The following is a 25,655-nucleotide window of genomic DNA, read 5'->3' as shown; positions in this document are numbered from 1 at the left end:
GAATTTATTTCGGTAGCTAGTTCCATTTATTTAGGAAATCTATTATTTAATTGTATTCTTTTACTTGTTGAGAAATGCCATTGACATAATCTTCTATAATATGTAATTCTTTTGCTATTTCAAAACCTTTAAAACCATTAATGTCGTCAATTGTAATATTAGAATTATAAAATTCTAAGTACTGATTTGCTAATGGTAAATAGGACCAATGCCATTTTTCGAGATTATAACCTGTTCTACCTTTTTCTTTGGTGGTATAAACTTGGTAAAATCCAAAATCATTAGCATTCAAAATTAGCCAATCATAAATAGCTTTTCCCTTTTCACTGCTAAAATACGAATTACTTAAACTATTTAGGTCTAAATCTGTTCCCCAATGATGGCGTGATGAACTTGGCATAGAACTATATTCTAAAATTTTGCGCGCACGTTGTAACGGTTCAAGATTAGAATAAGTCATCCATTTACGTTCCCAAATTGCTTTTTGTTCATCAAAATTCCTTGTGCCAGATAAAATAACTAATTGTATATCATCTTTTTGAGCGGCTTTATGCATTTCTAAAAAAGCGGCATAAACGACTTTTTTAAGGTATACGGTTTTTGCTGCATGTTGTACATTAACTTTAATAAATGTGGAATCTGTTTTATAATTAAACTTACCCAATACAAATGCCTTTGTTAAGTTCAGCTCTTCTATTGGTTTTATAGAATCTGTTTCATTTTTTATAATTTCAACTGTAGAGATTTTTTCATCATTCCAATTGAAAGTCAAAAGACTCATAAGTAAAGAAAATAGGGCAATTGAAAGATTCATGCTGTGCTTAAAAATAGAGTTGAATTGGTGCGACACAAAAATACAAATATGAAACGTTTAATATGTAGATTTTGGTATGTAAACGTGATATATATTTAGAAGGCTCGCGCTAATTAAAAAACGTTAGAACTTCAAATAATAATGTGTAGTGTTGAAAGATTTTTAGTATTAACTAAAACTTAGGGATATAAATAATACAGGCAATAGTAACTGCAGCAATGGAAGCAATAAAAACAGCACCAGCAGCGACATCTTTAATTAATCCTATTTTTTCATGATAATCTGGGTGGATAAAATCGGCTATGGCTTCAACAGCGGTATTAATACCTTCTATGCTTAAGACTAAACCAATCATTGCAATTTGAGCAATCCATTCGGTATTAGAAATATCAAAATAGAAGCCAGCAATTATTACAACCAATGCAATACACAATTGGACTTTAATACTGGCTTCTGTTCTAATTAGAATAAGCATACCTTTAAAAGCAAAGCCTACACTTTTTATTCTATTAATTATAAAAGGTTCTTTTTCTTGCATGCAGAATTTATGCTAAACTAGCTAAAGCGCTTTCGTAATTTGGTTCGTCTTTAATCTCTGCAACTTGTTCTGTATGTAAAACAGTACCATCAGTATCAAGAACAACAATACATCTTGATAATAAAGTTTCTAAAGGGCCTGTTTTAAATGTTAATCCGTAATCGCTTCCGAAATCACCAGTTTTAAAATCTGAAAGACTTTCTACATTCTCTAAACCTTCAGCTCCACAAAAACGTGCTAAAGCAAAAGGTAAATCTTTTGAAATACATAACACTTTTGTGTTGTCTAATGCACTTGCTTTTTCGTTGAATGTTCTAACCGATTGTGCGCAAGTTCCTGTGTCAATACTCGGGAAAATGTTTAATACTAATCTACTGCCAACATAATCCGTGTTAGATTTTGTTGATAAATCGGTTGCTGTAAGATTAAAGTTTGGAGCTTTACTACCAACAGATGGTAAGTTTCCAGTTGTTTCTATAGGATTTCCTCCTAATGTTATGTTTGCCATGACTTTTATTTTTTTGTTAAAAATACCAACTTTTAGACGTACTTATCTTAAATAAAGACTAAATATTTAAAATAGTTAAATGCATTTTTAGATATGTAAAAGCCCTTAATCAAATGCAGTTTAAGGGCTTTGTGTTAAATAATTACGTGTTTTTAACGTAACTCAGCAGCAAGCTTATTTTCAAAATTAGCTTGTAGCTTTGACATAATTTTATCAATTTGCTTATCGTTAAGTGTTTTGTTTTCGTCTTGAAATATAAAACTCACTGCATAACTCTTTTTGCCAGCAGGTAAATTTTTGCCTTCATAAACATCAAACAAACTCACGTTTTTAAGCAATTGCCTTTCGGTTTGTTTTGCAATAGTATCAATATCTTCAAAGGTAACTTTGTTGTCTAATAACAATGCAAAGTCGCGTCTTATTGATGGGTATTTAGAAATTGCGTTAAACTTAATTTTGTTGTGTTTTGCCATTTCTAAAACATTATCCCAATTGAAATCGGCGAATAATACATTTTGAGAAATTCCAAAGTGTTTTAATACTGATTTTTTAACCAGTCCAAAGTCAACAATTTTTTTCTTTCCAACAGAAAAACTCATGCCTTCACTAAAAACATCAGACGTATTTGGTGAAGATTTTAAACGTGTTAAACCTAAACGTTGCAAGATCACTTCAATGGTTCCTTTTAAATAAAAGAAATCACTTGGGTTTGCAGCAGAATTCCAACGTTCTTCTGTTTTGTTTCCTGTTACAAAAAGCGATAAGTGTTTAAATTCTTCACGAGATTCATTAAATTGATGATAGGTTTTACCATATTCAAACAATTTTAAATCGTTGCGTTTTCGGTTAATATTATGAGCTACAGCTTCCAATCCTGAAAATAATAACGACTGTCGCATCACTTCTAAATCACTACTAAGAGGATTTAGCATTTTTACATTATGATCTGCATTTAAGTCATTGCTTAGCTCCACATATTTTGGTGTGGTTAAGGAATTGGCCATTATTTCAAAAAAGCCTTGAGATGCTAATTGATTTCCTATGATATTTTGTAGTTTATAATCTTCAAAGCGCGACGAATTTGAAATAGACGCGTTCAATTTCGTTGTCGTCGCTATATTGTTATAGCCATAAACTCTAAGGATTTCTTCGATGATATCAGCTTCACGCTGAACATCATTTCTATAAGCCGGAACCGTTAATCCTAAACCAGCTTCTGTGACATTATTAACTTTTATCTCTAAAGAGCTTAAGATACTTTTTATAGTTTCTTCAGGAATCGTCTCACCAATTAATTTCTTAGCATTGTCAAAACTCAACCTTACTTCAAAGTCTTTTATTTTCTTCGGGTAGGTATCAACAATATCACTTGTAATTTCACCTCCAGCAACTTCTAAGATTAAAAGTGCTGCACGTTTTAACGCATACTCAGTAAGATTGGGGTCAATACCACGCTCAAATCTAAACGAGGCATCTGTATTTAAACCATGACGTTTTGCTGTTTTACGAACACTAACAGGATTAAAATAGGCACTTTCTAAGAAAATACGAGAGGTATGTTCTGAAACACCAGAATCAATGCCGCCAAAAACACCAGCAATACACATCGGTTTCTTAGCATCACATATCATTAAATCTTCCTCGTGCAACTCACGTTCTACACCATCTAACGTTGTGAATTTAGTACCAGCTTCGCAAGTTTTAACTTCAATTTTATTTCCTGTAATTCTGTCACCATCAAAAGCATGTAATGGTTGTCCTAATTCGTGTAACACGTAATTAGTGATATCTACAATATTATTAATAGGAGATAAGCCAATAGATTTTAGACGATTTTGTAACCAAGCAGGAGATGTTTCCACTTTAATACCCGAAATCGTAACACCACAATAACGTGGAGCTTTTTCGTAATCTTGTACGTCAACATCTACCTTATAAGCTCTGGCATCTACATGATAAGAACTCACGGAAGGTGTAATAAGTTCTAAGGAAATTTCCTTTTGTAACAAACCGGCTTTTAAATCGCGCGCTACACCATAATGGCTCATCGCATCAGCTCGGTTTGGAGTTAAACCTATTTCGAATACCTCGTCGTTTTCCACCTTAAAAAGGTCAGCAGCAAGTGTACCTACTTTTAGATCCGCATCTAAAACCATAATACCATCATGAGATTCTCCAAGACCTAATTCGTCTTCGGCACAAATCATACCATGACTTTCTTCTCCTCTAATCTTACCTTTTTTTATAGTCCAAGCTTCACCCTCTGGAGTGTATAATGTTGTACCAATCGTTGCTACAGGTACTTTTTGTCCGGCTGCAACATTAGGAGCACCACAAACAATCTGTATCGGAGCATCTGCACCAATATTAACAGTGGTTACTTTTAAGCGGTCTGCATTTGGATGCTGTACGCACGTTAAAACTTCGCCAACAACAATACCTTTTAAGCCGCCTTTTACAGACTCGTAAGTGTCAATACCTTCTATTTCTAAACCAAGATCAGTAAGTAATTCGCCAGTTTTTTCAGCGTCCCAATCGGTTTTTATAAACTGTTTAAGCCAGTTGTATGAAATCTTCATTTTTTCAATTTATTCAGGGCACAAAGATAGTAATTCAACTTAGGTTGCGAAACTTGATTTTATCTTTTTTATGTAAGGTATTTGTTGTTATTTCGAACTTTATTAAAATAAACTTTTTATGCGTCTTATAATTACTTGCCTTTTAACCTTATTAATTTTCTCATGTAATAATAAAATTAATAATAAAACCCTGGAAGTAGGCACTTATAGAGCATTGTTAACAGTGAAAGACAATGAAGTGCTTCCATTTATTTTTGAAGTCAAATCTCCTCATAGTTTAAATATTTATAATGCAGAAGAAGTTATTGCAGTTGATGAAATCGAATATAAAAATGATTCCGTTTATATAAAAACGCCAGTTTTTGAAGGTTATTTAGTGGCTAAAATTAGCAACGAAGAAAGTTTGCATGGTTATTATGTGAAAGAAAGTCTGGATAGAGTAGTGCCTTTTAGAGCAGAAGGACATTTAAATAATAGATTTGAGGTTCAATCGAAATCAACCAAAGATGTTTCTGGAGTTTGGGAAACCGTTTTTAGTAAGGGCATCGCCAATGAAGAATACAGTGCTAAAGGTATTTTTAAACAAGAAGGAGATAAGGTTACAGGAACGTTTAGAACTACAACTGGAGATTATCGTTATTTAGAAGGGGTGATGGATGGAAACGAAATGAAACTTTCTACTTTTGATGGTGCACATGCCTTTTTATTTACAGCAACCGTTACAGATTCTACAATGAAGGGCCATTTTTATTCTGGCAACCATTGGAAAGAGCCTTTTGTAGCTAAAAGAAACGAGACTTATGAATTAGCTGGTGCCAATGATCTTACTTTTCTAAAAGACGGTTATGATAGTATTGAATTTACATTTCCTAATAGCTCTGACCAATTAGTGTCTTTAAAAGACGACCGATTTAAAGATAAAGTAGTCATTGTACAAATAATGGGCACTTGGTGTCCAAATTGTTTGGACGAAAGCAAGTATTACTCCGAATACTATAAAGAGAATAAATCTAAAGGGATTGAAATCGTCGCACTAGCGTTTGAATATGCTAAAACAAAAGAAAAAGCTTTTAACAGTATAGACCGCTTACAATCTAACATTGGTATCGATTATCCTATTCTTTTGGCGCAATATGGAAGTTCTGACAAAGCTAAAGCGCAAGAAAAGTTACCAATGTTAAACCATGTGTTATCGTATCCGACCTCTATTTTTATCGATAAAACAGGTAAAGTACGTAAGATTCATACCGGGTTTAATGGACCTGCTACTGGTGATAAGTATATTGAGTTTAAAACCGAATTTGAGGAGTTTGTTGGTGGTTTGCTAAAGGAGTAAGGTTTGATGAGTTTACCTGAGCAATTGTTTTATTGTTTTAGGAATTAATTTGACGATTAAAAGCCGAATAAACCCGAGCGTAGTGAACTGGAGAAGTAAAATTCGTTAGAGTTTACTGAGTAAACACGGTCTAAGGAATTTGTTATAGCACGTTATTTATTAGCTCATGTTATTTGTTAAATACATATTTTATCCCAGCGGCATAAGAAATGGGATACGTATGTTCGTAGTCACTATCTGTGTATTCAATTGATTCAAACTCCAACCATTCATATTGGGCTTCTTTAATTCGATTTATTAGTTTGTTACACTGTGTGCTGTCATTAGTGGTTGAAAAGGAAAAATGAAGTTTTTTGTTTAATTTGTTTTTCGCGATACTATCAGTTTCAATTAAGTTTAGAATGGCAGATGCGTATTTCGGTGATGGGTCTGTAGCAATAAAATTATCAAATATAGAGGTTTCTGAATTTTTATGAAAAAGAGCCATAAGGACTACGCTTGATTCACTGCCTCTTCCTATAAATGTCCTCGAAGCATTGTTAGTGTATTTACTATCAATATATGATGCCATATTTTTAAAAACGTCATATTGTTCCCGAAATGTTTCTGGTGATGCATCAATATTTGGAATGTCTTCTAAACTGACAACCAATGCATCAAACCCTTGAAGCTGCTTTACACCATCAATTACTTTTTCAAATTCGTCAGTTGCGAGTTTAAAATGTTGTTCCGCAAAATCTATTAAATAGATAACGGGCAGATTTTTATTCGTTTCATATGAGGCTGGTAAAAATATTTTTCCTCTTGTAGTCGTTCCATTTGATGAAAATGTGAAAGTTTCAATTTTTATTGATGATTCAGTTTCTCTAGTTTCAGTAATAACTTCTTCTTTGCTTGAAAACGAAACCATTCCAAATGTTATGACTAAGGATATTATTCCAAACTTAATTTTTGTTTTCATAATGTTATATGTATCTGGTTAATAGTTGCTTATAAGATACGGATTTTATTGTAAAGAGTCATTTATGTACAATATGCTAACGTGTTTTTTTAGTTTGTAATAAATATTTTATATTGAAAAAGAGGAGAGCTTTAACGTGTTTTAAACGAATGACCTCTGATGTATTTGGATAAGGTTTATTGCGAGGTTAAGCAGGTAATTTAGCAAATAAATCACAGATAAAAAGTCTGCTAGGGCTTTCGTGAGTAGGCTAGAACTAGCAATAAGTTATATATGGTGTTGCCATTAGTTTTTATTGCCATCCATTAATATTTGAATATGTTTCATAATCGCAACCTGATTCGTATTCAAAGTCCTTTTTCATTTTCTGTTCATAAGCAGAAGTTGCAAGATAGAGTAGTGGTTCAAAATCCAAGTCTTTTGGCATTTTTTTAGAATCCAATAGCACACATTCAAACATACTTTTGCCATTGGCAATTACACAACATCTTACATATAGAAAATAATCAGCAGAAAAATATTCTTTCCCATATGAGTTTTCTCCAATATTCTTTGCGTTTTTCTCATTGTCCAACAAATAGAGTTTGTAGCTTAAATTCTCTTGAAACTGTTTTATTTCAGTCACTTTTTTGTGAGCTAAAAACTTAATCGCTGGCAACATTCTTTCTTCATCATCATTTTTTAACCAATCGATTTTATCAATAACCTCCCAAAATGATTTTTCGTCCATCATTTTTTTAGGTTTCATATTTCTCTTTCGGTATTCTTCAGCTCTTTTTTCCGATGCAATTTTAGCTATATCTACTTCTTGTTGAAATTCTTCTTTTTCATTTTTCCATCGCCATTCAAAAAAAGCATTTTGTCCAAAGTTTTTCTCGAAAGCTCCATAATAGGGATAGCCACCATTTGTGCCGTCACCAATTTCGATTTTGAAATTTTGTTCATGTTTCTTTAAAGGAATGTTACCCAAATATTCAAAGTTATCTATTCCTTTTAATAATCTTATTCCAATCGCCAATTTGTTGTTACAGAAGAAACGGTTCTCAATCAAAATTTCTGTAAGGTTTCTGTCGTTTAATTTTGGTTTTTCTAATCTGATATATTGTGTAATTCCAACTAAGATACATTCTAAATGTTCTGTGAAACTCGTTTTTCCATTCGTTTTTAATATTCTGAATGCTCCAAAAAAATTTCTTTCGAGTTTAGAAATAAATATGTCTCCTTCTTTTACTGTCATTTCTTAAATGTTTTCCAACTCGTTATATAAGTACAAAAAAGTTCTCTTATCGGTTGTCTAAAACGGGATAAGAGAACGTTTTTAAATTTTTAATCCATTGGCACAGGAAACCCACGGTCTCTCATTAACGCTTCAATTTTAGCATCGCGGCCTCTAAATTTACGATACGCTTCGGCTGGATCCATAGCGTTGCGAGGAGCAAACAAATACTTTACTAATTTATCTGCAACTGTTTTATCATAAAAACCACCTTCAGCTTCTTTGAAAGCTTCAGACGCGTCACTCGTCAGCACATCTGCCCACATATAACCATAATAAGCGGTTGCATAACCTTCGCCAGAAAACACATGTCCAAATTGTGGTGTTCTGTGACGCATTGGTAATTCTTTTGGCATACCTAATTCGTCTAAAGTTTCGCGTTCAAATTTATCAATGTCAATATCCGTTGGATCTGCTAAATGCAATTTCATATCAATTAATGCCGAAGCTAAATATTCTGTTGTTCCGAAGCCTTGGTTAAATGTAGAGGCTTTCTTTATTTTTTCAACTAAGCTAGCAGGAATAGGTTCTCCCGTTTTATAGTGAACCAAAAATTGGTTAATCACTTTATCGGTAGATAACCAGCGTTCTAATAACTGCGACTGAAATTCAGTATAATCTCTAACGCCTCCATTTAACGTTGGATATTTTACATCTGCAGAGAAGAAGTGAAGCGCATGCCCAAACTCATGAAAAAACGTGGTAGCATCATCCCATGATACTAACACCGCTTCTCCTGGAGCTGGCTTTACAAAGTTAGAATTATTAGACGCTAAAACATTTTTTTCTCCTTCAAAAGAATCAGAACTTCTATAAGTTGTTGCCCATGCGCCAGATCGTTTTCCTTGGCGAGCAAACGGATCTAAATACCATAAGCCAATATGTTTTCCTGAATCTTTATCGGTCACTTCCCATACTTTTACATCGTCATGAAACACCGGAACTGAACCTTCTGGTACTGGAGTGAATTTATAATTAAACAATTCGCCAGCCGTATAGAACATGGCTTCAGTTAGTTTGTCCAATTGAAGATATTGTTTGACTTCTTCGCTATCTAAATCATATTTCTTTTTTCTCACTTTTTCTGCGTAGTATCTGTAATCCCAAGGTTCAATAGTAATATTGTCGCCTAGTTCATTCGCAACCGTTTGCATGTCTGCAACCTCTTCTTTAACTCTTGCGGTTGCAGCAGGCCAAACAGCCATCATTAAATCCATGGCATTTTCTGGCGTTTTTGCCATACGATCTTGTAATCTCCATTCGGCATAATTATCATACCCCATTAAGCCAACGCGTTCTTTACGTAGCCTTAAAATTTTAGCGATGATCTTGTTGTTATCAAATTCATCACCATTATCTCCTCTAGAGTAGTAGTTTTTCCAAACTTGCTTGCGCAATTCACGTTCTGTAGAGTAGGTAAGGAACGGGTCCATTGATGAGCGTGTATTGGTAATAGCATATTTTCCGTCTTTACCTTTATCTGTAGCGATTTTTGCTGCAGATTTTATAAAACCATCTCCCAATCCGCCTAATTGATCTTCGTTTAAATAAGTGATATAGTTTTCTTCATCGTGTAATATGTTATTGGCGAAATCGGTATAAAGCGATGATAATTCTTTGTTGATTTCGGCATAGCGTTTTTTCTTTTCGGCATTGAGGTTGGCGCCATTCATTTCAAACTGCTTGTAGGTTAAATCTACCACACGTTGAGCTTGGGCTTCCAAAGGTGTTTTTTGAGACGCTTCATAAACGGTTTTTATACGTTGAAATAATTTTTCGTTTTGTGAAATTTGTGATCTGAAGTCAGAAAGCTTTGGAGCCAATTCTGCTTGTATAGCTCTAAATTCTGGTGTAGACACATTGCTCCCCATAATTCCATAATACGTAAACACACGACTTAGTGCTTTACCTGAACGTTCCATGGCAACTATGGTGTTTTCAAATGTTGCAGGTTCTGTGTTATTAGCAATATCTTCGATTTCTGCAAGATTGAGCGTCATGGCTTCTTCTACAGCGGGTTTTATGGCTTCTACAGAAATTTTATCAAAAGCAGGAACTCCGTCGTAAGGTCCTGTCCATTCTTGTATTAATACATTATCACTCATGGTTTTTTCGGGAATTTTGGTGTCTTCTTTACAGCTTGAAAAAAGTACGATACTACAAATTAATGTCGCTTTAAAAGATTTAGAAATCATGATAGTTAGTTTTTTAGTCTTAGAAAATTTTTAGGGATTTTATCAAGGAAACAAGATACTGAAAATAGAAAAGAAGGAGCTTAAATATTTTATAATTCTTAAGGAAGTTATAAAATGATTTGAAAACAATTCAAAATGAAAAGGTAATCATCAATTGTTTCTTGGTAAGACATACGTTTCCTTTAAATCTATGGAACTTTGTGACTTTTGCGGCTTTCCAACTTTCTTACTCAATCAATTCAACCTTTCTAATATAAACGTTCTGTAAAGGCCAATCACCTTCATCTGTTTTAACGGCATTAATTTTATCTACAACGTCCATACCAGAGGTCACTTCTCCAAAAACAGTATAATCATCATCTAAATAATCCGCACCTCCATGGCGCTGAATGATAAAAAACTGAAAAGGCGATGCTAATTTATAGGCGTTATCCATTTCACTGCTTGGCATAGAAACTGCTCCGCGTTTATGGGTGTAGCCTCTTTTTGTATCAGGTGGTAGTAAGTATTTCCCTATTTTTTGTCGTCTTTTAGCTAAATTATAATCGTCACTACTGCCGCCTTGAATCACAAAGTCTTTAACCACTCTGTAAAATTGTGTGCCATCAAAATAGTTGCGTTTGGTAAGGTAAACAAAGTTTGCTCTATGGAATTTTGTTTTGTCGTACAGTTCTATTTCTATAATGCCGAAGTCGGTTGTAATACGGACTTTATGTTCTGGATTCTCTTTTTCGTACTTTAAAAAGAAGTCCATAGCATTAGTATCCGTAAGTATAGGATAGTCAGCAGTGGCTTTCTTTTTCGGTTCAGCTTTCGGTTTAGAAACAGTAGAATCTTTTATAACTGTAGTATTAGTTTTTTTTGAAGTTTGTTTATCTTCACAACTCAGAAATAATAATCCAATTCCAAAAGCCATCGGAAACAGTAAAAGAAATCTCATAAATGCTATTTAATACGTTTTTAGAATCTGTAGTAAAAATAAAACATCTGGAGCTTTCTGGCGAAGACTCGCATGCAAAAATGTCTCCGCCTTATCGTTTAGAGTTGGCAGAAAAAATGAAGAAGAAGTCTGAAACCGCCAGAAAAGCGGGAGTTATGGCATTGTTTTATCCAAAAACTAATGACGAAACCTATTTGGTACTTATTCTACGTAAAACGTATAAAGGAGTGCACTCTGCACAAGTGGGCTTTCCAGGTGGGAAATATGAAGATGATGATGCTAATGACCTCATGGAAACAGCTATAAGAGAAACGGAAGAGGAAGTAGGAGTATCTAGACAACATTTTGAAGTCTTAAAAGAAATGTCTCCTATTTATATACCTCCAAGTAATTTTATGGTGCATCCTTACCTTGGAATTTCAAAAGAGTATTTAATTTTTTTAAAACAAGATGAAGAGGTTGAAGCGATTATTGAAGTAAGCCTTAAAGATTTTTTAAGTGATAGTAGTGTGTTAACCGCAAGAGTACCAACCTCTTTTAGTGTGGAGGTAGATGTACCAGCGTTTAAATTTAATGGTCATATTGTTTGGGGAGCAACAGCAATGATGCTTGGAGAAATAAAAGACTTGTTAAAACAAGTTTTATAATTTAACTTAATGGTTACATTTGTATTTGACAAAATTTGAAAATTTACTATGGGATTATTTAAAAGAAATCCTTTCGGACATATACTTTGGGTAAAAAAATGGCTTATAAGACTTTTAGGTGTTTTTACACATAGACGTTTTAGAGGTTTTAATGATTTACAAATTGAAGGTTCTGAAATTATTAAGAATCTTCCAGATACCAACGTATTGTTTATTTCTAATCATCAGACGTATTTTGCTGATGTTATCGCTATGTTTCACGTGTTTAACGCAAGTTTAAGTGGACGCTTAGATAATATTAAAAACGTAGGTTATTTGTGGAACCCTAAGATGAACATGTATTATGTTGCAGCGAAGGAAACCATGAAATCTGGTTTACTTCCAAAGATATTTGCTTACACAGGTTCTATTAGTATTGAGCGTACTTGGAGATCACAAGGTAAAGACGTGAATCGTCAGGTTAAGATGAGCGATATTACCATGATAAAAACGGCTTTAGATGATGGTTGGGTTGTGACATTTCCACAAGGCACAACTACACCTTTTAAACCAATTAGAAAAGGTACAGCTCATATTATAAAAAAATATAAACCTGTTGTTGTACCTATTGTTATTGATGGGTTTAGACGCTCGTTTGATAAAAAAGGCCTTCGTATTAAAAAGAAAAATATATTTCAGTCCTTTGAAATTAAAGAGCCTTTGGATATCGATTATGATAATGAATCGATTGATAGCATTGTGGAAAAAATAGAATATGCTATTGAACAGCATCCGTCATTCCTAAAAGTAATTCCTCAAGACGTATTAGAAGAAAATGAACGCTTGAATAAGGAATTACGTGATATGTAGATTGTAGTTTAAAGTTTTAGTTTTTTTCTACATATCGAAAAGTAAACATTGTAAAATCTTCAATTATTAATGTGTAATCTTTATGCGATGTTTTGAAGAAATCTGCTCACACATCAGAATTATAAGATATAAAATCACCAATTAATACAATAGCTACTGAAACGTCATTCTGAAGCCTTTTTCTGTTGTGTCAATCGCTTCGTTGTTTAGTGATAGTTTAAATTTATGTGATTTTTTGATATGTGTTTTTACACTTCTATTTTCTTCAATTCCTTATAATTTGCGTTAAGTCGCTTAATTAAAATACCATAAATTAATTTATAAAATAACCAAACCAACCCTAAAAAGACAAGGGTTGTACCTATAGCAACTGCCGAGATTACAATTAATTGTGTTGTTGAAGCCGTACTTAACTTTTCAGCTATTTCAGGATGATCACTAATAGAAATATAGAATCCTAAAGGCATGCTAATTAGTCCGATAAGTAAATTGTAAAGCACGTAATATTTAATGATCTTTCTTGTTTTTAAGATACTCTCCATAAGTTTTTTGGCATCATCAGTAACAGAAATAGCCTTGTGTGCTTTCCAAAGGAGATAAACAAATAATATGATGACCGAATATGTTAAGATATTCATGCCAACGTATAGCCAACTATGAGTCATTTCTTCGAGTTGTGCCTTCATCGTATCAGAAAGTACAAACGGTAGGAAATTTATTAATACCCAAAAAATCAATTCGGCCACACTGATGTAAAACAACGTTTTTACAATATTAGACGATTTTCTATGACTCATTTTATAGATATCACTATCCGAAAATGATTGGTATTGGTTGTCAGACTTATTCCAGTCTTTCTTTAATAATTCTAATTCATCCATAACCTTACGGATTTAATATTGTTTTTAATTTCTTTTTAACACGATTCATTTTTACTCGTGCATTAACTTCCGTTATACCTAGAGTCGCGCTTATTTCTCTATAGTCTTTGTCTTCTAAATACAAGAAAACTAAGGCTTTTTCAATATCATTTAATTGATGTACTGCTTCATATAAGAGTTTTAATTGTTGCTCTTCCGTATCGTCATATTCTTCTGCTTTAATTTTAAACTGTACAGTATCAAATGCTTGTGTGTTTATGCTTCTTTTTGATTTTCTGTATAACGTAATAGCGGTATTCAAACCTACTCTGTACATCCAAGTGCTAAATTTAGCATCACCTCTAAATTTTGGATAAGCTCTCCATAATTGTATAGTGATTTCTTGGAACAAGTCGTTATGAGCATCTGCATTGTTAGTGTATAAACGACACACCTTATGCACAATGTTCTGATGCTTTTGCAACTGTTCTACAAAACTATGTTCAAGTTCTTTGTTCAATTGATGAAATTGGTTGGTTATCTAATTAGTAGTATGTGTTTCGAATTTGTTACACATTTATTTAACTATTGTTTAAAAAGGTAGTTTTCGCTTTGGTATTTTGTATTTTTACAGTTGAAATTTCAACTCATTACTCAATGAATATTCCTCAGTCTAACCTACCAAGGATCGTCATAATAGGTGGCGGTTTTGGCGGTGTAAATTTAGTTAAATCTTTAGCTAATAAAAATGTTCAAGTTGTTCTTATAGACAAACGCAATTATCATACTTTTCAACCTTTATTATATCAAGTGTCTAGTTCTGGGTTGGAGCCAGATTCGATTGCGTATCCACTTAGGAAGATTATAAAAAAGCATAAAACTACTTTTTTTCGCTTTGCACAAGTTGAGCAAATTCTACCAGAAAGCAATACGATTATTACTTCTATTGGCGATTTAACTTTTGATTATCTAGTTATTGCCACTGGTACTAGAACCAATTATTTTGGTAATGATGCTATTAAAGCTAATAGTATGCCAATGAAAACGGTGCCTCAAGCATTGGATATACGAAGTCTTATTTTACAGAATTTTGAAAAAGCAGCCATATCAACTTCAAACGAAGAGCGTGAAGCTTATCTCAACTTTGTAATAGTTGGAGCAGGACCAACCGGAGTAGAGTTAGCAGGAGCCATTGCAGAACTTAAAAATAATATTTTACCTAGAGATTATAATGATCTAAATCCTGATGATATGCACATTCATTTATTAGAAGGTGCAGAACGTGTGTTGCCTCCAATGAGTGAACATGCTTCAGGAAAAGCATCGAAGTTTTTAGATAAATTAGGAGTGAAGGTGCATTGTAACACCTTTGTAAAACATTACGATGGTAAAACAGTAACGACGAATTCTGAATTAAAAATGGAATCTGAAACCTTAATTTGGGCTGCAGGTGTAACCGGCGCTCCAATTCAAGGTTTAAAAGCTGAAGCGATAATAGAACGAGCGAATAGGTATAACGTTAATCAATTTAATCAAGTTGAAGGTTATTCCAACATTTTTGCAATTGGCGATATTGCTTTAATGTCTACAGAAGTGTATCCCAAAGGGCATCCTCAAGTAGCACAACCTGCTATTCAGCAAGGTCATTTGCTTGGGAAAAATTTATTGCGACTAATTGCAAATAAACCTTTAAAACCATTTGTATATAAGGATAAAGGTTCTATGGCTACAATTGGCAGAAATAAAGCTGTTGTAGATTTAAAACATTATAAGTTTGGTGGCTTTTTTGCTTGGTTTATATGGATGTTTGTGCACCTAATGTCGTTGGTAGGTTTTAGAAATCGCGTGATTGTATTATTCAACTGGACATACAATTATATCAATTTTGATAAAGCAGCACGACTTATAATCAGACCTTTTAAGAAGTAAAGTTAGTCCTCTTTTAGTTTTAGAATCCCAATAACAATTAAGTATTGCGCTAAAGCATACGTCACCATAATACTAATATTGGAATAGGCGAGTGGCTCATAAAATTTATTGAGGGCCAAAATACTATCCGAAATTAGAAAAAACAGCGCACCTAAAAATACCAGTCCGTAACTAAGTATGTTCACCTTGTCTTTTCTTAAATAAGCTGACGTTGCCATACCTAAAATAACCAACATATAAATTATCACCGGAATTAACATATCTCCCAAATTACCATTTAGAAAATAGAATAAACTCGCTGCATAGACGAGTAATAAAGCTATAAATCCAATAGGTGATTTTTGTAGGTTTCTATGTTTCAAGAACACCAGAATATACATAATGTGAGCCGTTAAAAAGGCAACTAAGCCCAACGTAAAAAAGTGAAGCGATTGTTCTACAAGCATCAGCAGGATATCTCCGAGTACTGAAAACAACAAAGCTAAAAGAGTCTTGTTTTTTATTGTTTTTGGGATTGATTCAGAGGTTTTTACAAACAAAAAAATAAGACTGATTACTATTGCAGGTTTTGCGATATAATGAACGTTTTCTAAGGATTCTATTTGTCCTGTTAAAAGTTCGATGAGCACAATTATTAAGAAGAGTATGCTGAATTGTTTTTCTGATTTAGATAACATTTTTGGTAGGTGTTTTTTGTGTGATATTCTGAACTGATTCAAATATATTCAATTCGTCATAGAAATTATACAGTTCGGTAAGATAGAATTTATGCAGACTTATAAATACTTCAAATTTGTCTCATCATCAAAAATCGAATTTTAAATCACCAATCAAATCATGAAATCACAGCGTCACAAACAGAGGAGGAACAATAGAAACGGACATAGTAATAATTTAATCATTATTATGACCTTATGTTTTACATCACTTGCTTTTGCGCAAACTACCATTTCAGGAAACGTAGTAGATCATAAAAATACACCTATTTATGGTGCCAATGTATATCTAGAAGGCACTTACGATGGGGCAACATCAGATGAAAATGGTGAATTTTCATTTTCCACTGAAGAAAGAGGGGTTCAAACATTAATCATTTCCTTTTTGTCTTTTGAAACTAAAACAATAATTGAAGACGTTTCAAAACTGAATAATCTTCAAGTTAAATTACGAGAAGATATTGAGTCTCTAGATGCTGTAGTTATTAGTGCGGGTACTTTTGAAGCTGGGGACAATTCTAGAGTTTCAGTTTTAAAACCTTTAGATGTGGTAACTACAGCAAGTGCTTTGGGTGATTATGTTGGTGCGCTACAAACCTTACCAGGAACCTCTAATGTTTCAGAGGATGGTCGTTTGTTTGTGCGTGGAGGAAATGCGGATGAAACACAAATTTTTATAGATGGTATTCGTGTTTTTACACCGTATACGCCAACAACCAATAACATTCCTACGCGTGGACGCTATTCTCCCTTTTTATTTGATGGTGTTACGTTTTCTACAGGTGGCTATTCTTCGGAATTCGGCCAAGCTTTATCTAGTGTGTTACTTTTAAATACTATTGATGAGCCAGACCAAAATAAAACAGATATTGGGATTATGAGTCTTGGTGCTAGTTTAGGGAATACGCAGAAATGGGACAAGTCGTCCTTAAGTTTTAGTGCAAGTTATATTAATTTGGCTCCCTATTTGGCTGTTTTTGAAGATAGAAATGAGTGGAAAAAACCTGTATCGGGTGCACAAGGTGAAACTGTTTTTAGGCAAAAATTAAATAACGGTATGTTGAAGTTTTATGCTGCTTTTGATGCGACTAAATTTGAAGTCAATCAAGAAGATATAAACGCTGATGATGGTATAAATTTTAAATTGAATAACAATAACTTCTACCTCAACACATCTTATAAAGGTGTTTTAGGAAATAGTTGGACATTAGCATCTGGTATCAGTTATACTTACGCTAAAAATAAAATAGGTATTGAAACCAGCGAAATAGATGATACTGAAAACTCAGCACATTTAAAGTTGAAATTAAAAAAGCGTTTCAATAGTCGATTTAAATTGAGTTTTGGAGCAGAGCAGTTTATTACCGATTTTAATGAGAATTATAAAGAAGACATGATTAACGAAACTTATGGTTTCAATAATAATATTACGGCAGTATTTGCAGAAGCAGATGTGATATTTTCGAAAAAATTAGCTTTAAAAGTTGGATTGAGGGCAGATTATAGTTCTATATTTTATAAAACAGATATTGCACCTAGAGCTGCATTAGCTTATAAAAGTTCTAAAAACGGACAGTTTTCCTTAGCGTATGGTAACTTTTTTCAAAACCCGAATAGCAATATTTTAAAGTTTGAACAAGATTTACAAGCACAAAAAACATCACATTATATTTTGAATTATCAATTTGTAAACGCTGGTAAAATTTTTAGAGCTGAAGCCTACCGAAAAGATTACGATAATTTAATAAAGTTTGATACGGATTATGAGGGATTTGATAGTGATTTTAATACCTCAGGAAATGGTTATGCACAGGGTTTAGACGTATTTTGGCGGGATAATACAAGTATAAAAGCAGTGGATTATTGGGTTAGCTATTCTTATTTAGATACCGAGCGCGATTATAGAAATTATACAACAGCTGCACAGCCAAGTTATGCTACCAATCACAATTTTTCTGTTGTTGGTAAATATTGGATTAACAGTTGGAAAAGTCAGGTTGGTTTGGCATATGGATTTTCTTCAGGTCGTCCCTACACCAATCCTAATACAAATAAGCTATTAGGTGAGCGTACGAAGTCTTATAATAACCTGAGTTTAAATTGGTCTTATTTACTAGATCAACAAAAAATTCTTTATGTCTCGGTAAATAATGTGTTAGGGTTTAAAAATGTAAATGGATATCAATATGCAGATTTACCAAATTTAAATGGTCAATTTAACAAAAGAGCATTAACTCCAGCAGCAGATCAATTCTTTTTTGTAGGTTTCTTTTGGACGATTAGTCAAAATGGAACTGATAATCAATTAGATAGTCTGTAGGATTTGAAATAATGACACTGAGTTAGATATGATATATGTCATAATTTATTACGTTTATGATGCGTAATTTTATAAGACAAAATTAAACGTCATGGAACTCAAAAAAAACCCAAAAGCCAATGTAGGTCGAAACAGCAGTTTATTTTTTGCTGTTGGCTTAAACGTAATGTTACTCCTAACATATATAGGATTAGAACATAAGACTTACGATAGAGAAGCCATTAAAATTGATTTGTTAATGTTAGATGATCAATTTGATGAGGACATTCCAATTACAGTTATAGATGTGTTACCTCCTCCACCTCCTCCACAACAACAAGTGGTTACTGAAGTAATTACTATTGTTGAAGATGTTGAAGATGTTGAAGAAAGTGTAATTCAAAGTACAGAAATTGGTCAAGATGATACTATTGATGACCGCGAAGTAGGTATAGAAGATGTTGCTGTTGAGGAAATAGAAGAAGATATTGAAGTACCTTTTGCATTGATTGAAAAAGTACCACAATTTCCGGGCTGTAAAGGTAATAATGCAGAGTTAAGAGCTTGTTTTGAACGAAAAATTCAAGAACATTTACAGAAACATTTTAGATATCCTAAAGCTGCAGCAGATCTTAACATAGATGGTAAGGTATATGTTTTCTTCTTAATAGATAAAACAGGAACGGTTACGAAAGTAAAAAGTAGAGGACCAGACCAACTTTTAGAGACTGAAGCAGAACGTATTATCAATTTACTACCAAAAATGGAACCTGGAAGACAACGTGATATGAATGTAGGTGTACCTTATAGTATTCCAATTAACTTTAAACTACAATTAAATTAACCCTAATAATTACTAAAACTTATTAATACTGAGTTTTATAATTGACTGAAATGTCATTATGAGATTAATCTGAAATACTAAGAGTTAAGTTTAAAAAGTATTTCTAGATGACTTGTAATGGCATTTTTGCGTGAATTATGGTTTATAGATAAGGGTTTTTCATGATATACCAATTCAATACATCGGTGTTGTAATCAAACGTGCCAGCGTGATGCATTCCAATTTTTTTTAAAATAACGTTAGAGGCATTGTTATTTATGTTTGCAACGGCACCAATTTCTGCAAGTTTTAAAGTGCTAAAGCCATATTCTAATGAAGAAATAGCAGCTTCCGTAGCATAGCCTTTTCCCCAATATTGTTCTTTTATTCTGGATCCTAAATCATAGTAGTTCGATTGATTTCTGTAATCTTTTTCGTATTTTAAGCCACACCATCCTACAAAATGGTTTGTTGATTTCTCTATGATTGCTAAACGGCCTATGCCATTTGTTTTATACTGTTGCAAGATTTTGTTAATCATGGAATGAGACTCTTCAATTTTTATAACAGGTTCATTTCCAATAAATAGATGAACCTCTGGGTTGGAGTCTAATTCATAAAAATCTAATGTGTCGGCTTCTGTGATTGGTCTTAAAATGAGACGCTTAGTTTCAATTGGGGTAAAATCCATTTAAAATATTTAATTTCTGTGTGTAAAATTTTATACAATGTATAATATTAATTCATTCAAATAAATTTTAGTCCGTATCTTTTATCACAAAATAAAATTTAGACCTATCTCAAATAAATTAAAATATTTATTTGAAAACAATAAAACATACTATTATGAATCAAATTATAACATTCGGTGAAGTTTTAATGCGTATTTCACCAAGAGGGAACAAAAAATTTATGCAATCTAATATTGTAGAATTTTATTTTGGTGGAACGGAATTAAATGTGGCTATTTCAATCGCTAATTTTGGTGGTAATGTTAAACATATTAGTTTGGTTTCGGATGATTTTATTGGTGATACAGCAGTTTCATATATTCGTAAATTTGGTGTTAGCACGTCTTCACTAGTTCGTTCTAAACGACCATTAGGTGTTTACTTTTTAGAAGTTGGAGCTGTAATGCGGCCAAGTCAAATATCTTATAATAGATCGCATTCGTCTTTTTCGGAAGTTTTACCTGCTATGGTAGATTGGGAAAAGGCAATGAGAAAAGGAAATTGGATGCACTGGACAGGTATAACTCCGGCATTAACCCAAGGAGCTTATGACACTTTAAAAGAAGGTTTGATTATGGCCAAGGAGAAAGGATTAACTGTTTCTGCTGATCCAACGTATCGTAGTGGGTTGTGGAAGTATGGAAAAAATCCCAAAGAAACTTTAGTAGATTTATTGCAATATTCTAACATTTTTATTGGTGGTATAAACGAGATAAATGAAGTACTTGGAACTAATTATAGTTATGCTAATGACGATTTTATAAAAGCGAGCAAACAACTTATGGAAACCTTTACTTCTATAGAAAAGGTGTTTGACAAAATTAGAACGGCTTTAAATGCGTCTTCACATAAGATTAGAGCCAGAATGTGGAATGGTAAAGAGTTTAGAGAAACCAATGATTTAGATATTACACATATCGTAGACCGCATTGGTACAGGTGATGCCTTTGCAGCGGGTTTAATCTATGGTTTACAGCATTACGATGATTATAAAGCGATGTTGTTTGCGTGTGCGGCTTGTGCTTTAAAACACACATATGAAGGAGATGTAAATTACAGTACGGTCGATGACGTTGTTAAAATTATTGAAGGTAATATTTCTGGGCGTTTTGTGAGGTAATTGGGATTTTTGAGATAACGTGTACTTGGTTGTTGTTTAGCACTTTGGTTTTACCTTGAATTTATTTTACGTAAAACTCGTGCTTTAATGGGAAATGGTATTAGTATTTAAGAAACATTATATGATTAGGATTTGACCGTGTTTCCGATATTTTGAAATTATATTTCCCTACAATTTGAAATCCTATTTTAGTATAAAAACTTATAGCCCTTTGATTATCTACCCAAACTGCTAGCCAAATACCTTTTTGGTTTTGCTTTTTTGATAAATGTATATTAAAATCAAATAGTTCCGATCCTAAGTTTTGGCCATAATATTCTTTTAAAAGATATATTCGGTCTAGTTTAGTGATGTCTAATTCAGTGATGTCTTTGTTAGACGTACTTAATTCAATTTTTGAAAACCCAGCAACTTTATCATTAAAATAAATCATATGATATTGAGTTTTCACATCTTCAAACTCTTTAGATATAGCTTCTTTATTGTAAGTTTTCGAAATAAAACTATTAATGTCTTCTGCAGATGCGCTGTTTCCGTGAGATTCTAAAAATGCTATTTTTCCAATTTCGGCAATCAATTCAGAATGTTCAATGCTTGCTTTTACTATTTTAATCATGGGTTGAACCGTTCGTGATTTTTCTCCCGCAATTTATAAAATCAATAGTTCCAAATTACTTAAAAATTTCAAATTTTAATGATCTAAGGACTATTAACGATTTTTAAGTCTATAGCAGCGCGCTTAGAGGTGTAGGTTAGATTTTACTTTTTAACATTTTATTTGTTTAATATGGGCTAAGATAACTATTGAACAAGTCAATGATTTTAAGGTGTGAACTCTAATTTTGTAGAGAATCAAAACACAAACATATGTCGTTATTAACTATAATCTTAAATATTGTCATGCCGCCTTTAGCAGTGTTTTTAAAACACGGATTAGGTAGCGAGTTTTTAATAAGCTTGTTATTAACGCTTGTGGGTTGGTTGCCGGGAGTGATTTATGCATTCTATGTGAATAGTAAATAAAAAATATCTATGGAAAATATATTAGTAGCTGGTGCCAATGGTACCACGGGAAAACAAGTTGTTAATCTTCTAAAAGCATCGCAATATTTTAACCCAATTGCTATGGTTAGAAAAGAAGAACAGCAAAAGCAATTTAAGGACGATGGAGTAGAAACCGTACTTGCAGATTTAACAGAAGACCTAACACATGCAGTAAAAGGCATTGATAAAGTGATTTTTGCTGCGGGTTCTGGTGGAAAAAATGTAGTGGAAGTTGACCAAGAAGGAGCTAAACGGTTAATGGCTGTTTCTAAAATGGCGAATGTCAACAGATTTGTAATGTTGAGTTCTATGGGAGCAGATCAACCAGAAGCATCAGAAGAATTGCAAGATTATTTAAAAGCTAAGCAAAATGCAGATGAGCATCTTAAAAACAGCGGACTTAAATATACCATTGTAAGACCTGGTTCATTAACTAACAATGAGGCGAAGGGAAAGATAGAATTAAAAGAAAAATTAAATAAACGTGGTGAAATTAGTAGAGCAGACGTGGCGCAAACTCTGGTAAAATCGTTAAACGATGATGCACCGTATAATACCACATTCGAAATTATAGAAGGTGACACTTCCATTGGTGAAGCCATGAGTGAATTACAACCGACTGTTAGTTAGGTTTTACCTATGTACATTGAATTTCAATAGAACAAAAGAAAAATTTAACACGAATTAAAATTAAGATTAACATGGAAAATTTAAATAAAAAAACAGTAGCTATTTTAGCAACAAACGGATTTGAAGAAAGTGAATTAAGAGAACCAAAAAAGGCTTTAGAAGACGCAGGCGCGGAGGTACATATTGTATCTTTAGAGTCAGGTGAAATCAAAGGTTGGGCCGATGGAAATTGGAGTAATTCTTATAAAGTCGATAAAACATTAGAAAGCGTAAGTCAAAAAGATTATAATGCTCTAGTGTTGCCTGGAGGACAAATTAATCCCGACGTATTACGTAAGAATAAGACTGCAGTATCCTTTGTGAAATCATTCTTTGAAAACCATAAGCCGGTTGCTGCTATATGTCATGCACCATGGTTATTAGCAGAAGCAGGGGTTGTAAAAGGGCGTAAAATTACATCATATGATTCTATAAAAACGGATATGATTAATGCCGGAGCTAATTGGGTCGATGAAGAAGTCGTGGTGGATTCTGGATTAGTGACTAGTAGATCGCCCGAGGATTTACCAGCGTTCAATAAAAAATTAGTCGAAGAAGTCTACGAAGGTAAACACGAAGAGCAAGTGGCTTAATACAAAACACTTTGCTTTGATTAAGAAAGAGAAAAGAGACGTTATGAACGTCTCTTTTTTTTGTTTCAAATTGAAATATTAAAATGAGTATTCAATGGGTTATGAAATATAATTCCAAATATTACGAAACTTACTCATTTGTCTATAGGTATTTAATATGACTCTATGTTCTGGTGAAGCTAAACTAGGATCTAATTTCAGAATGTTTTTAGCGTAATAACGCGATTGTTCAAGGATATCCTTGTCTTTTACAATATCCGCGATTCTGAGGTTTAAAATACCGCTTTGTTGGGTTCCCATGAGATCGCCTGGTCCACGTAGTTTTAAATCCACTTCAGCAATTTCAAAACCGTCACTGCTGCGAACCATGGTTTCTAGTCTGGTTTTACTGTCTTGACTAAGTTTGTGGCTCGTCATTAAGATGCAATAACTCTGTTCTGCACCACGACCAACACGTCCGCGTAATTGGTGCAATTGAGATAGACCAAAGCGCTCCGCACTTTCAATAATCATAACAGAGGCATTGGGAACATTAACTCCAACTTCAATAACGGTTGTTGCGACCATGATTTGAGTTTCGCCTTTTACAAAGCGTTCCATTTCGTAATCTTTATCGGCAGGTTTCATTTTGCCATGAACAATTGAAATCTGATAATCTGGCATTGGAAACTCTCGAGACACACTTTCGTAACCGTCCATTAAATCTTTATAATCCATGGTTTCGTTTTCTTGAATTAAAGGATAGACGATGTAAATTTGACGTCCTAAAGCGATTTCATCTTTCATAAATTTGAAAACTTTTAGGCGGTTGTTATCAAATCGATGAACTGTTTTTATGGGTTTTCTACCTGCTGGTAATTCATCAATTACAGAGATATCTAAGTCGCCATAAACAGACATGGCTAAGGTTCTCGGAATTGGAGTAGCGGTCATTACAAGAATGTTTGGCGGAAGGGTGTTTTTGTGCCACAATTTTGATCTTTGCTTAACTCCAAAACGGTGTTGTTCGTCTATAATGGCGAGTCCTAAATTCTTAAATTTAACCTTGTCTTCAAGCAGGGCATGAGTGCCAATTAAGATCTGTAAATTGCCATTTTCTAGATTTTCATGAATGATTCTTCGTTCTGAAGTTTTGGTTGAGCCCTGAAGTAGTGAAACACTGATTCCTAATGGTTTACATAACTCACTTATTCCTTGGTAGTGTTGAGCTGACAAAATAGCAGTAGGCGCAATTAGGCAACATTGAAAACCGTTGTCAAGTCCCATGAGTATTGACATAAAAGCAACTATGGTCTTTCCGGAGCCAACATCTCCTTGTAAAAGTCGATTCATCTGGGCATTACTGCCTAAATCGTGTCTAATTTCTTTTAAAACACGCTTCTGCGCATTGGTTAATTCGAAGGGTAAATGGTCTTTGTAAAAGGTGTTAAAGTAGTCTCCTACTTTATCAAAAGTAAAGCCTTTAATTTTCGATTTATGAATGAGGTTTTTGATAATTAATTGCAGTTGAATGTAAAATAATTCTTCAAATTTTAATCGAAATTGAGCTCTTGCTAACAACTCTGGAGTCTTCGGAAAATGAATATTAAAAAGCGCTTCAGATTTGGAAATTAATTTTAATTCAGACATAACTGAATCAGGTAACGTTTCTACAAACCGACCTTTAGTATCCAAAAATAATTGCTGCATTATAGTCGTTACAACTTTATTTGTAATACCCTTATTTGACAATTTTTCGGTCGAAGGATAAATGGCTTGCATGGCAGATCGCAGATTACTTTCGTGCTCAGATTGCAATTCAATCTCAGGATGTGGCATGTTGAATTTACCACCAAACCAATTTGTTTTTCCGAAAATCACATAAGTCTGGCCTGTTTTTAGGCTATCACGTATCCACTTTTGACCTCTAAACCAAACGAGTTCCATCATGCCTGTGTCGTCTCTAAAGTCGGCTACTAAGCGTTTGCCTCGCTTTTGGGCGACTTCTCTAAATCCTGTAATTTTTCCAATGATTTGAACTTCGGCATTATTACGTTGTAATTGATTGATTTTATAGTATCTAGTGCGATCTATATACCGATTAGGAAATAGGTTGATGAGATCTTGATACGTCTGAATACCCAACTCTGAGCGCAATAAATCCGCTCGGTTAGGACCAACGCCTTTAAGGTAATCGATGGGAGTTTGTAAATTCACACTCATAGTTGCGAATTTACCAAATTCCTGCG

The 25,655-nt window shown here is 33.5% G+C and carries 24 protein-coding genes; 10 read left to right on the top strand and 14 right to left on the bottom strand.

Annotated elements, in window-relative coordinates; all coding sequences use genetic code 11:
• Positions 1 to 46: 46 nt before the first annotated feature.
• The 4 genes from HM992_RS15410 to pheT all read right to left on the bottom strand — a co-directional run bounded on the left by HM992_RS15410 (position 47) and on the right by pheT (position 4,439).
• Positions 47 to 814: a M15 family metallopeptidase gene (locus tag HM992_RS15410; protein WP_179320296.1), complete on the bottom strand. Its 768-nt coding sequence runs from the start codon at positions 812 to 814 to the stop codon at positions 47 to 49.
• A 172-nt stretch (positions 815 to 986) separates the two neighbouring features.
• Complete coding sequence (locus HM992_RS15405) at positions 987 to 1,352, bottom strand: diacylglycerol kinase (protein ID WP_178984227.1); 366 nt, start codon at positions 1,350 to 1,352, stop codon at positions 987 to 989.
• A 7-nt stretch (positions 1,353 to 1,359) separates the two neighbouring features.
• Positions 1,360 to 1,860 (bottom strand): thiol peroxidase, encoded by a 501-nt coding sequence (gene tpx / locus HM992_RS15400; protein WP_178984228.1) that lies wholly within the window; start codon positions 1,858 to 1,860, stop codon positions 1,360 to 1,362.
• 152 nt (positions 1,861 to 2,012) lie between these two features.
• Complete coding sequence (gene pheT, locus HM992_RS15395; RefSeq protein ID WP_179320295.1) at positions 2,013 to 4,439, bottom strand: phenylalanine--tRNA ligase subunit beta; 2,427 nt, start codon at positions 4,437 to 4,439, stop codon at positions 2,013 to 2,015.
• A 118-nt stretch (positions 4,440 to 4,557) separates the two neighbouring features.
• Here pheT and HM992_RS15390 point away from each other — a divergent pair, with 118 nt between their 5' ends.
• The gene (locus tag HM992_RS15390) at positions 4,558 to 5,775 is read left to right on the top strand and encodes a peroxiredoxin family protein (protein WP_179320294.1); all 1,218 of its coding nucleotides are present in this window, start codon (positions 4,558 to 4,560) and stop codon (positions 5,773 to 5,775) included.
• Positions 5,776 to 5,944: 169 nt separating this feature from the next.
• Here HM992_RS15390 and HM992_RS15385 read toward each other — a convergent pair whose 3' ends face one another.
• From HM992_RS15385 to HM992_RS15370, 4 genes are all read right to left on the bottom strand, one after another.
• On the bottom strand, positions 5,945 to 6,736 hold the full coding sequence (locus HM992_RS15385; protein ID WP_179320293.1) for a hypothetical protein: 792 nt from the start codon (positions 6,734 to 6,736) through the stop codon (positions 5,945 to 5,947).
• 292 nt (positions 6,737 to 7,028) lie between these two features.
• Entirely contained in the window at positions 7,029 to 7,973 is a 945-nt protein-coding gene (locus HM992_RS15380; protein ID WP_179320292.1) for a DUF4240 domain-containing protein, read from the bottom strand.
• Positions 7,974 to 8,062: 89 nt separating this feature from the next.
• Positions 8,063 to 10,207 (bottom strand): M3 family metallopeptidase, encoded by a 2,145-nt coding sequence (locus tag HM992_RS15375; RefSeq protein ID WP_179320291.1) that lies wholly within the window; start codon positions 10,205 to 10,207, stop codon positions 8,063 to 8,065.
• A 226-nt stretch (positions 10,208 to 10,433) separates the two neighbouring features.
• Positions 10,434 to 11,147, bottom strand: coding sequence for a peptidylprolyl isomerase (locus HM992_RS15370; RefSeq protein WP_178984234.1), 714 nt, complete (start codon positions 11,145 to 11,147; stop codon positions 10,434 to 10,436).
• Between the two features lie 2 nt (positions 11,148 to 11,149).
• Between HM992_RS15370 and HM992_RS15365 the strand changes: the two genes are divergently transcribed.
• Positions 11,150 to 11,794 (top strand): NUDIX hydrolase, encoded by a 645-nt coding sequence (locus tag HM992_RS15365; protein WP_178984235.1) that lies wholly within the window; start codon positions 11,150 to 11,152, stop codon positions 11,792 to 11,794.
• Between the two features lie 48 nt (positions 11,795 to 11,842).
• On the top strand, positions 11,843 to 12,643 hold the full coding sequence (locus tag HM992_RS15360; RefSeq protein ID WP_178984236.1) for a lysophospholipid acyltransferase family protein: 801 nt from the start codon (positions 11,843 to 11,845) through the stop codon (positions 12,641 to 12,643).
• A gap of 248 nt (positions 12,644 to 12,891) precedes the next feature.
• Here HM992_RS15360 and HM992_RS15355 read toward each other — a convergent pair whose 3' ends face one another.
• Both HM992_RS15355 and HM992_RS15350 read right to left on the bottom strand, forming a co-directional pair.
• A complete protein-coding gene (locus HM992_RS15355) occupies positions 12,892 to 13,524 on the bottom strand; it encodes a hypothetical protein (protein WP_179320290.1) in 633 nt (210 codons plus the stop codon).
• A gap of 4 nt (positions 13,525 to 13,528) precedes the next feature.
• Entirely contained in the window at positions 13,529 to 14,023 is a 495-nt protein-coding gene (locus tag HM992_RS15350; protein ID WP_178984238.1) for an RNA polymerase sigma factor, read from the bottom strand.
• 137 nt (positions 14,024 to 14,160) lie between these two features.
• On the opposite strand from HM992_RS15350, the gene HM992_RS15345 reads away from it, so the two are divergent.
• Positions 14,161 to 15,432, top strand: coding sequence for an NAD(P)/FAD-dependent oxidoreductase (locus HM992_RS15345; protein ID WP_179320289.1), 1,272 nt, complete (start codon positions 14,161 to 14,163; stop codon positions 15,430 to 15,432).
• A gap of 2 nt (positions 15,433 to 15,434) precedes the next feature.
• On the opposite strand, the gene HM992_RS15340 is transcribed toward HM992_RS15345, so the two are convergent.
• Complete coding sequence (locus HM992_RS15340) at positions 15,435 to 16,109, bottom strand: lysoplasmalogenase (RefSeq protein WP_179320288.1); 675 nt, start codon at positions 16,107 to 16,109, stop codon at positions 15,435 to 15,437.
• Between the two features lie 160 nt (positions 16,110 to 16,269).
• Here HM992_RS15340 and HM992_RS15335 point away from each other — a divergent pair, with 160 nt between their 5' ends.
• Both HM992_RS15335 and HM992_RS15330 read left to right on the top strand, forming a co-directional pair.
• On the top strand, positions 16,270 to 18,468 hold the full coding sequence (locus tag HM992_RS15335) for a TonB-dependent receptor (protein WP_394366260.1): 2,199 nt from the start codon (positions 16,270 to 16,272) through the stop codon (positions 18,466 to 18,468).
• A 91-nt stretch (positions 18,469 to 18,559) separates the two neighbouring features.
• The gene (locus HM992_RS15330; protein WP_178984242.1) at positions 18,560 to 19,291 is read left to right on the top strand and encodes an energy transducer TonB; all 732 of its coding nucleotides are present in this window, start codon (positions 18,560 to 18,562) and stop codon (positions 19,289 to 19,291) included.
• A 142-nt stretch (positions 19,292 to 19,433) separates the two neighbouring features.
• On the opposite strand, the gene HM992_RS15325 is transcribed toward HM992_RS15330, so the two are convergent.
• The gene (locus HM992_RS15325) at positions 19,434 to 19,961 is read right to left on the bottom strand and encodes a GNAT family N-acetyltransferase (protein ID WP_178984243.1); all 528 of its coding nucleotides are present in this window, start codon (positions 19,959 to 19,961) and stop codon (positions 19,434 to 19,436) included.
• 155 nt (positions 19,962 to 20,116) lie between these two features.
• On the opposite strand from HM992_RS15325, the gene HM992_RS15320 reads away from it, so the two are divergent.
• Positions 20,117 to 21,121, top strand: coding sequence for a sugar kinase (locus tag HM992_RS15320; RefSeq protein WP_179320287.1), 1,005 nt, complete (start codon positions 20,117 to 20,119; stop codon positions 21,119 to 21,121).
• A 100-nt stretch (positions 21,122 to 21,221) separates the two neighbouring features.
• Here HM992_RS15320 and HM992_RS15315 read toward each other — a convergent pair whose 3' ends face one another.
• Entirely contained in the window at positions 21,222 to 21,737 is a 516-nt protein-coding gene (locus HM992_RS15315) for a GNAT family N-acetyltransferase (RefSeq protein ID WP_195806632.1), read from the bottom strand.
• 251 nt (positions 21,738 to 21,988) lie between these two features.
• On the opposite strand from HM992_RS15315, the gene HM992_RS15310 reads away from it, so the two are divergent.
• The 3 genes from HM992_RS15310 (at position 21,989) to HM992_RS15300 (ending at position 23,427) form a co-directional block, all read left to right on the top strand.
• Complete coding sequence (locus tag HM992_RS15310; RefSeq protein ID WP_178984245.1) at positions 21,989 to 22,144, top strand: YqaE/Pmp3 family membrane protein; 156 nt, start codon at positions 21,989 to 21,991, stop codon at positions 22,142 to 22,144.
• 9 nt (positions 22,145 to 22,153) lie between these two features.
• The gene (locus tag HM992_RS15305; protein WP_179320286.1) at positions 22,154 to 22,795 is read left to right on the top strand and encodes an SDR family oxidoreductase; all 642 of its coding nucleotides are present in this window, start codon (positions 22,154 to 22,156) and stop codon (positions 22,793 to 22,795) included.
• A gap of 71 nt (positions 22,796 to 22,866) precedes the next feature.
• Positions 22,867 to 23,427, top strand: coding sequence for a type 1 glutamine amidotransferase domain-containing protein (locus HM992_RS15300; protein WP_179320285.1), 561 nt, complete (start codon positions 22,867 to 22,869; stop codon positions 23,425 to 23,427).
• Between the two features lie 99 nt (positions 23,428 to 23,526).
• Here HM992_RS15300 and recG read toward each other — a convergent pair whose 3' ends face one another.
• A complete protein-coding gene (recG, locus tag HM992_RS15295; protein WP_179320284.1) occupies positions 23,527 to 25,629 on the bottom strand; it encodes an ATP-dependent DNA helicase RecG in 2,103 nt (700 codons plus the stop codon).
• Positions 25,630 to 25,655 lie beyond the last annotated feature (26 nt).

The sequence above is a fragment of the Winogradskyella helgolandensis genome (assembly GCF_013404085.1).
Taxonomy (GTDB): domain Bacteria; phylum Bacteroidota; class Bacteroidia; order Flavobacteriales; family Flavobacteriaceae; genus Winogradskyella; species Winogradskyella helgolandensis.
This window is presented reverse-complemented; position numbering and strand designations above follow the sequence as displayed.

Excerpts from the sequence above, each read along its gene's own strand:
- HM992_RS15390 (WP_179320294.1), top strand. The coding sequence starts at position 4,558 with ATGCGTCTTATAATTACTTGCCTTTTAACCTTATTAATTTTCTCATGT.
- HM992_RS15325 (WP_178984243.1), bottom strand. The coding sequence starts at position 19,961 with ATGGATTTTACCCCAATTGAAACTAAGCGTCTCATTTTAAGACCAATC.
- HM992_RS15345 (WP_179320289.1), top strand. The coding sequence starts at position 14,161 with ATGAATATTCCTCAGTCTAACCTACCAAGGATCGTCATAATAGGTGGC.
- HM992_RS15340 (WP_179320288.1), bottom strand. The coding sequence starts at position 16,109 with ATGTTATCTAAATCAGAAAAACAATTCAGCATACTCTTCTTAATAATT.
- HM992_RS15310 (WP_178984245.1), top strand. The coding sequence starts at position 21,989 with ATGTCGTTATTAACTATAATCTTAAATATTGTCATGCCGCCTTTAGCA.
- HM992_RS15375 (WP_179320291.1), bottom strand. The coding sequence starts at position 10,207 with ATGATTTCTAAATCTTTTAAAGCGACATTAATTTGTAGTATCGTACTT.
- HM992_RS15385 (WP_179320293.1), bottom strand. The coding sequence starts at position 6,736 with ATGAAAACAAAAATTAAGTTTGGAATAATATCCTTAGTCATAACATTT.
- HM992_RS15365 (WP_178984235.1), top strand. The coding sequence starts at position 11,150 with ATGCTATTTAATACGTTTTTAGAATCTGTAGTAAAAATAAAACATCTG.
- HM992_RS15300 (WP_179320285.1), top strand. The coding sequence starts at position 22,867 with ATGGAAAATTTAAATAAAAAAACAGTAGCTATTTTAGCAACAAACGGA.
- HM992_RS15305 (WP_179320286.1), top strand. The coding sequence starts at position 22,154 with ATGGAAAATATATTAGTAGCTGGTGCCAATGGTACCACGGGAAAACAA.
- tpx (WP_178984228.1), bottom strand. The coding sequence starts at position 1,860 with ATGGCAAACATAACATTAGGAGGAAATCCTATAGAAACAACTGGAAAC.
- pheT (WP_179320295.1), bottom strand. The coding sequence starts at position 4,439 with ATGAAGATTTCATACAACTGGCTTAAACAGTTTATAAAAACCGATTGG.
- HM992_RS15370 (WP_178984234.1), bottom strand. The coding sequence starts at position 11,147 with ATGAGATTTCTTTTACTGTTTCCGATGGCTTTTGGAATTGGATTATTA.
- HM992_RS15380 (WP_179320292.1), bottom strand. The coding sequence starts at position 7,973 with ATGACAGTAAAAGAAGGAGACATATTTATTTCTAAACTCGAAAGAAAT.
- HM992_RS15315 (WP_195806632.1), bottom strand. The coding sequence starts at position 21,737 with ATGATTAAAATAGTAAAAGCAAGCATTGAACATTCTGAATTGATTGCC.
- HM992_RS15335 (WP_394366260.1), top strand. The coding sequence starts at position 16,270 with ATGAAATCACAGCGTCACAAACAGAGGAGGAACAATAGAAACGGACAT.
- HM992_RS15320 (WP_179320287.1), top strand. The coding sequence starts at position 20,117 with ATGAATCAAATTATAACATTCGGTGAAGTTTTAATGCGTATTTCACCA.
- HM992_RS15360 (WP_178984236.1), top strand. The coding sequence starts at position 11,843 with ATGGGATTATTTAAAAGAAATCCTTTCGGACATATACTTTGGGTAAAA.
- HM992_RS15355 (WP_179320290.1), bottom strand. The coding sequence starts at position 13,524 with ATGGATGAATTAGAATTATTAAAGAAAGACTGGAATAAGTCTGACAAC.
- HM992_RS15410 (WP_179320296.1), bottom strand. The coding sequence starts at position 814 with ATGAATCTTTCAATTGCCCTATTTTCTTTACTTATGAGTCTTTTGACT.
- HM992_RS15330 (WP_178984242.1), top strand. The coding sequence starts at position 18,560 with ATGGAACTCAAAAAAAACCCAAAAGCCAATGTAGGTCGAAACAGCAGT.
- recG (WP_179320284.1), bottom strand. The coding sequence starts at position 25,629 with ATGAGTGTGAATTTACAAACTCCCATCGATTACCTTAAAGGCGTTGGT.
- HM992_RS15405 (WP_178984227.1), bottom strand. The coding sequence starts at position 1,352 with ATGCAAGAAAAAGAACCTTTTATAATTAATAGAATAAAAAGTGTAGGC.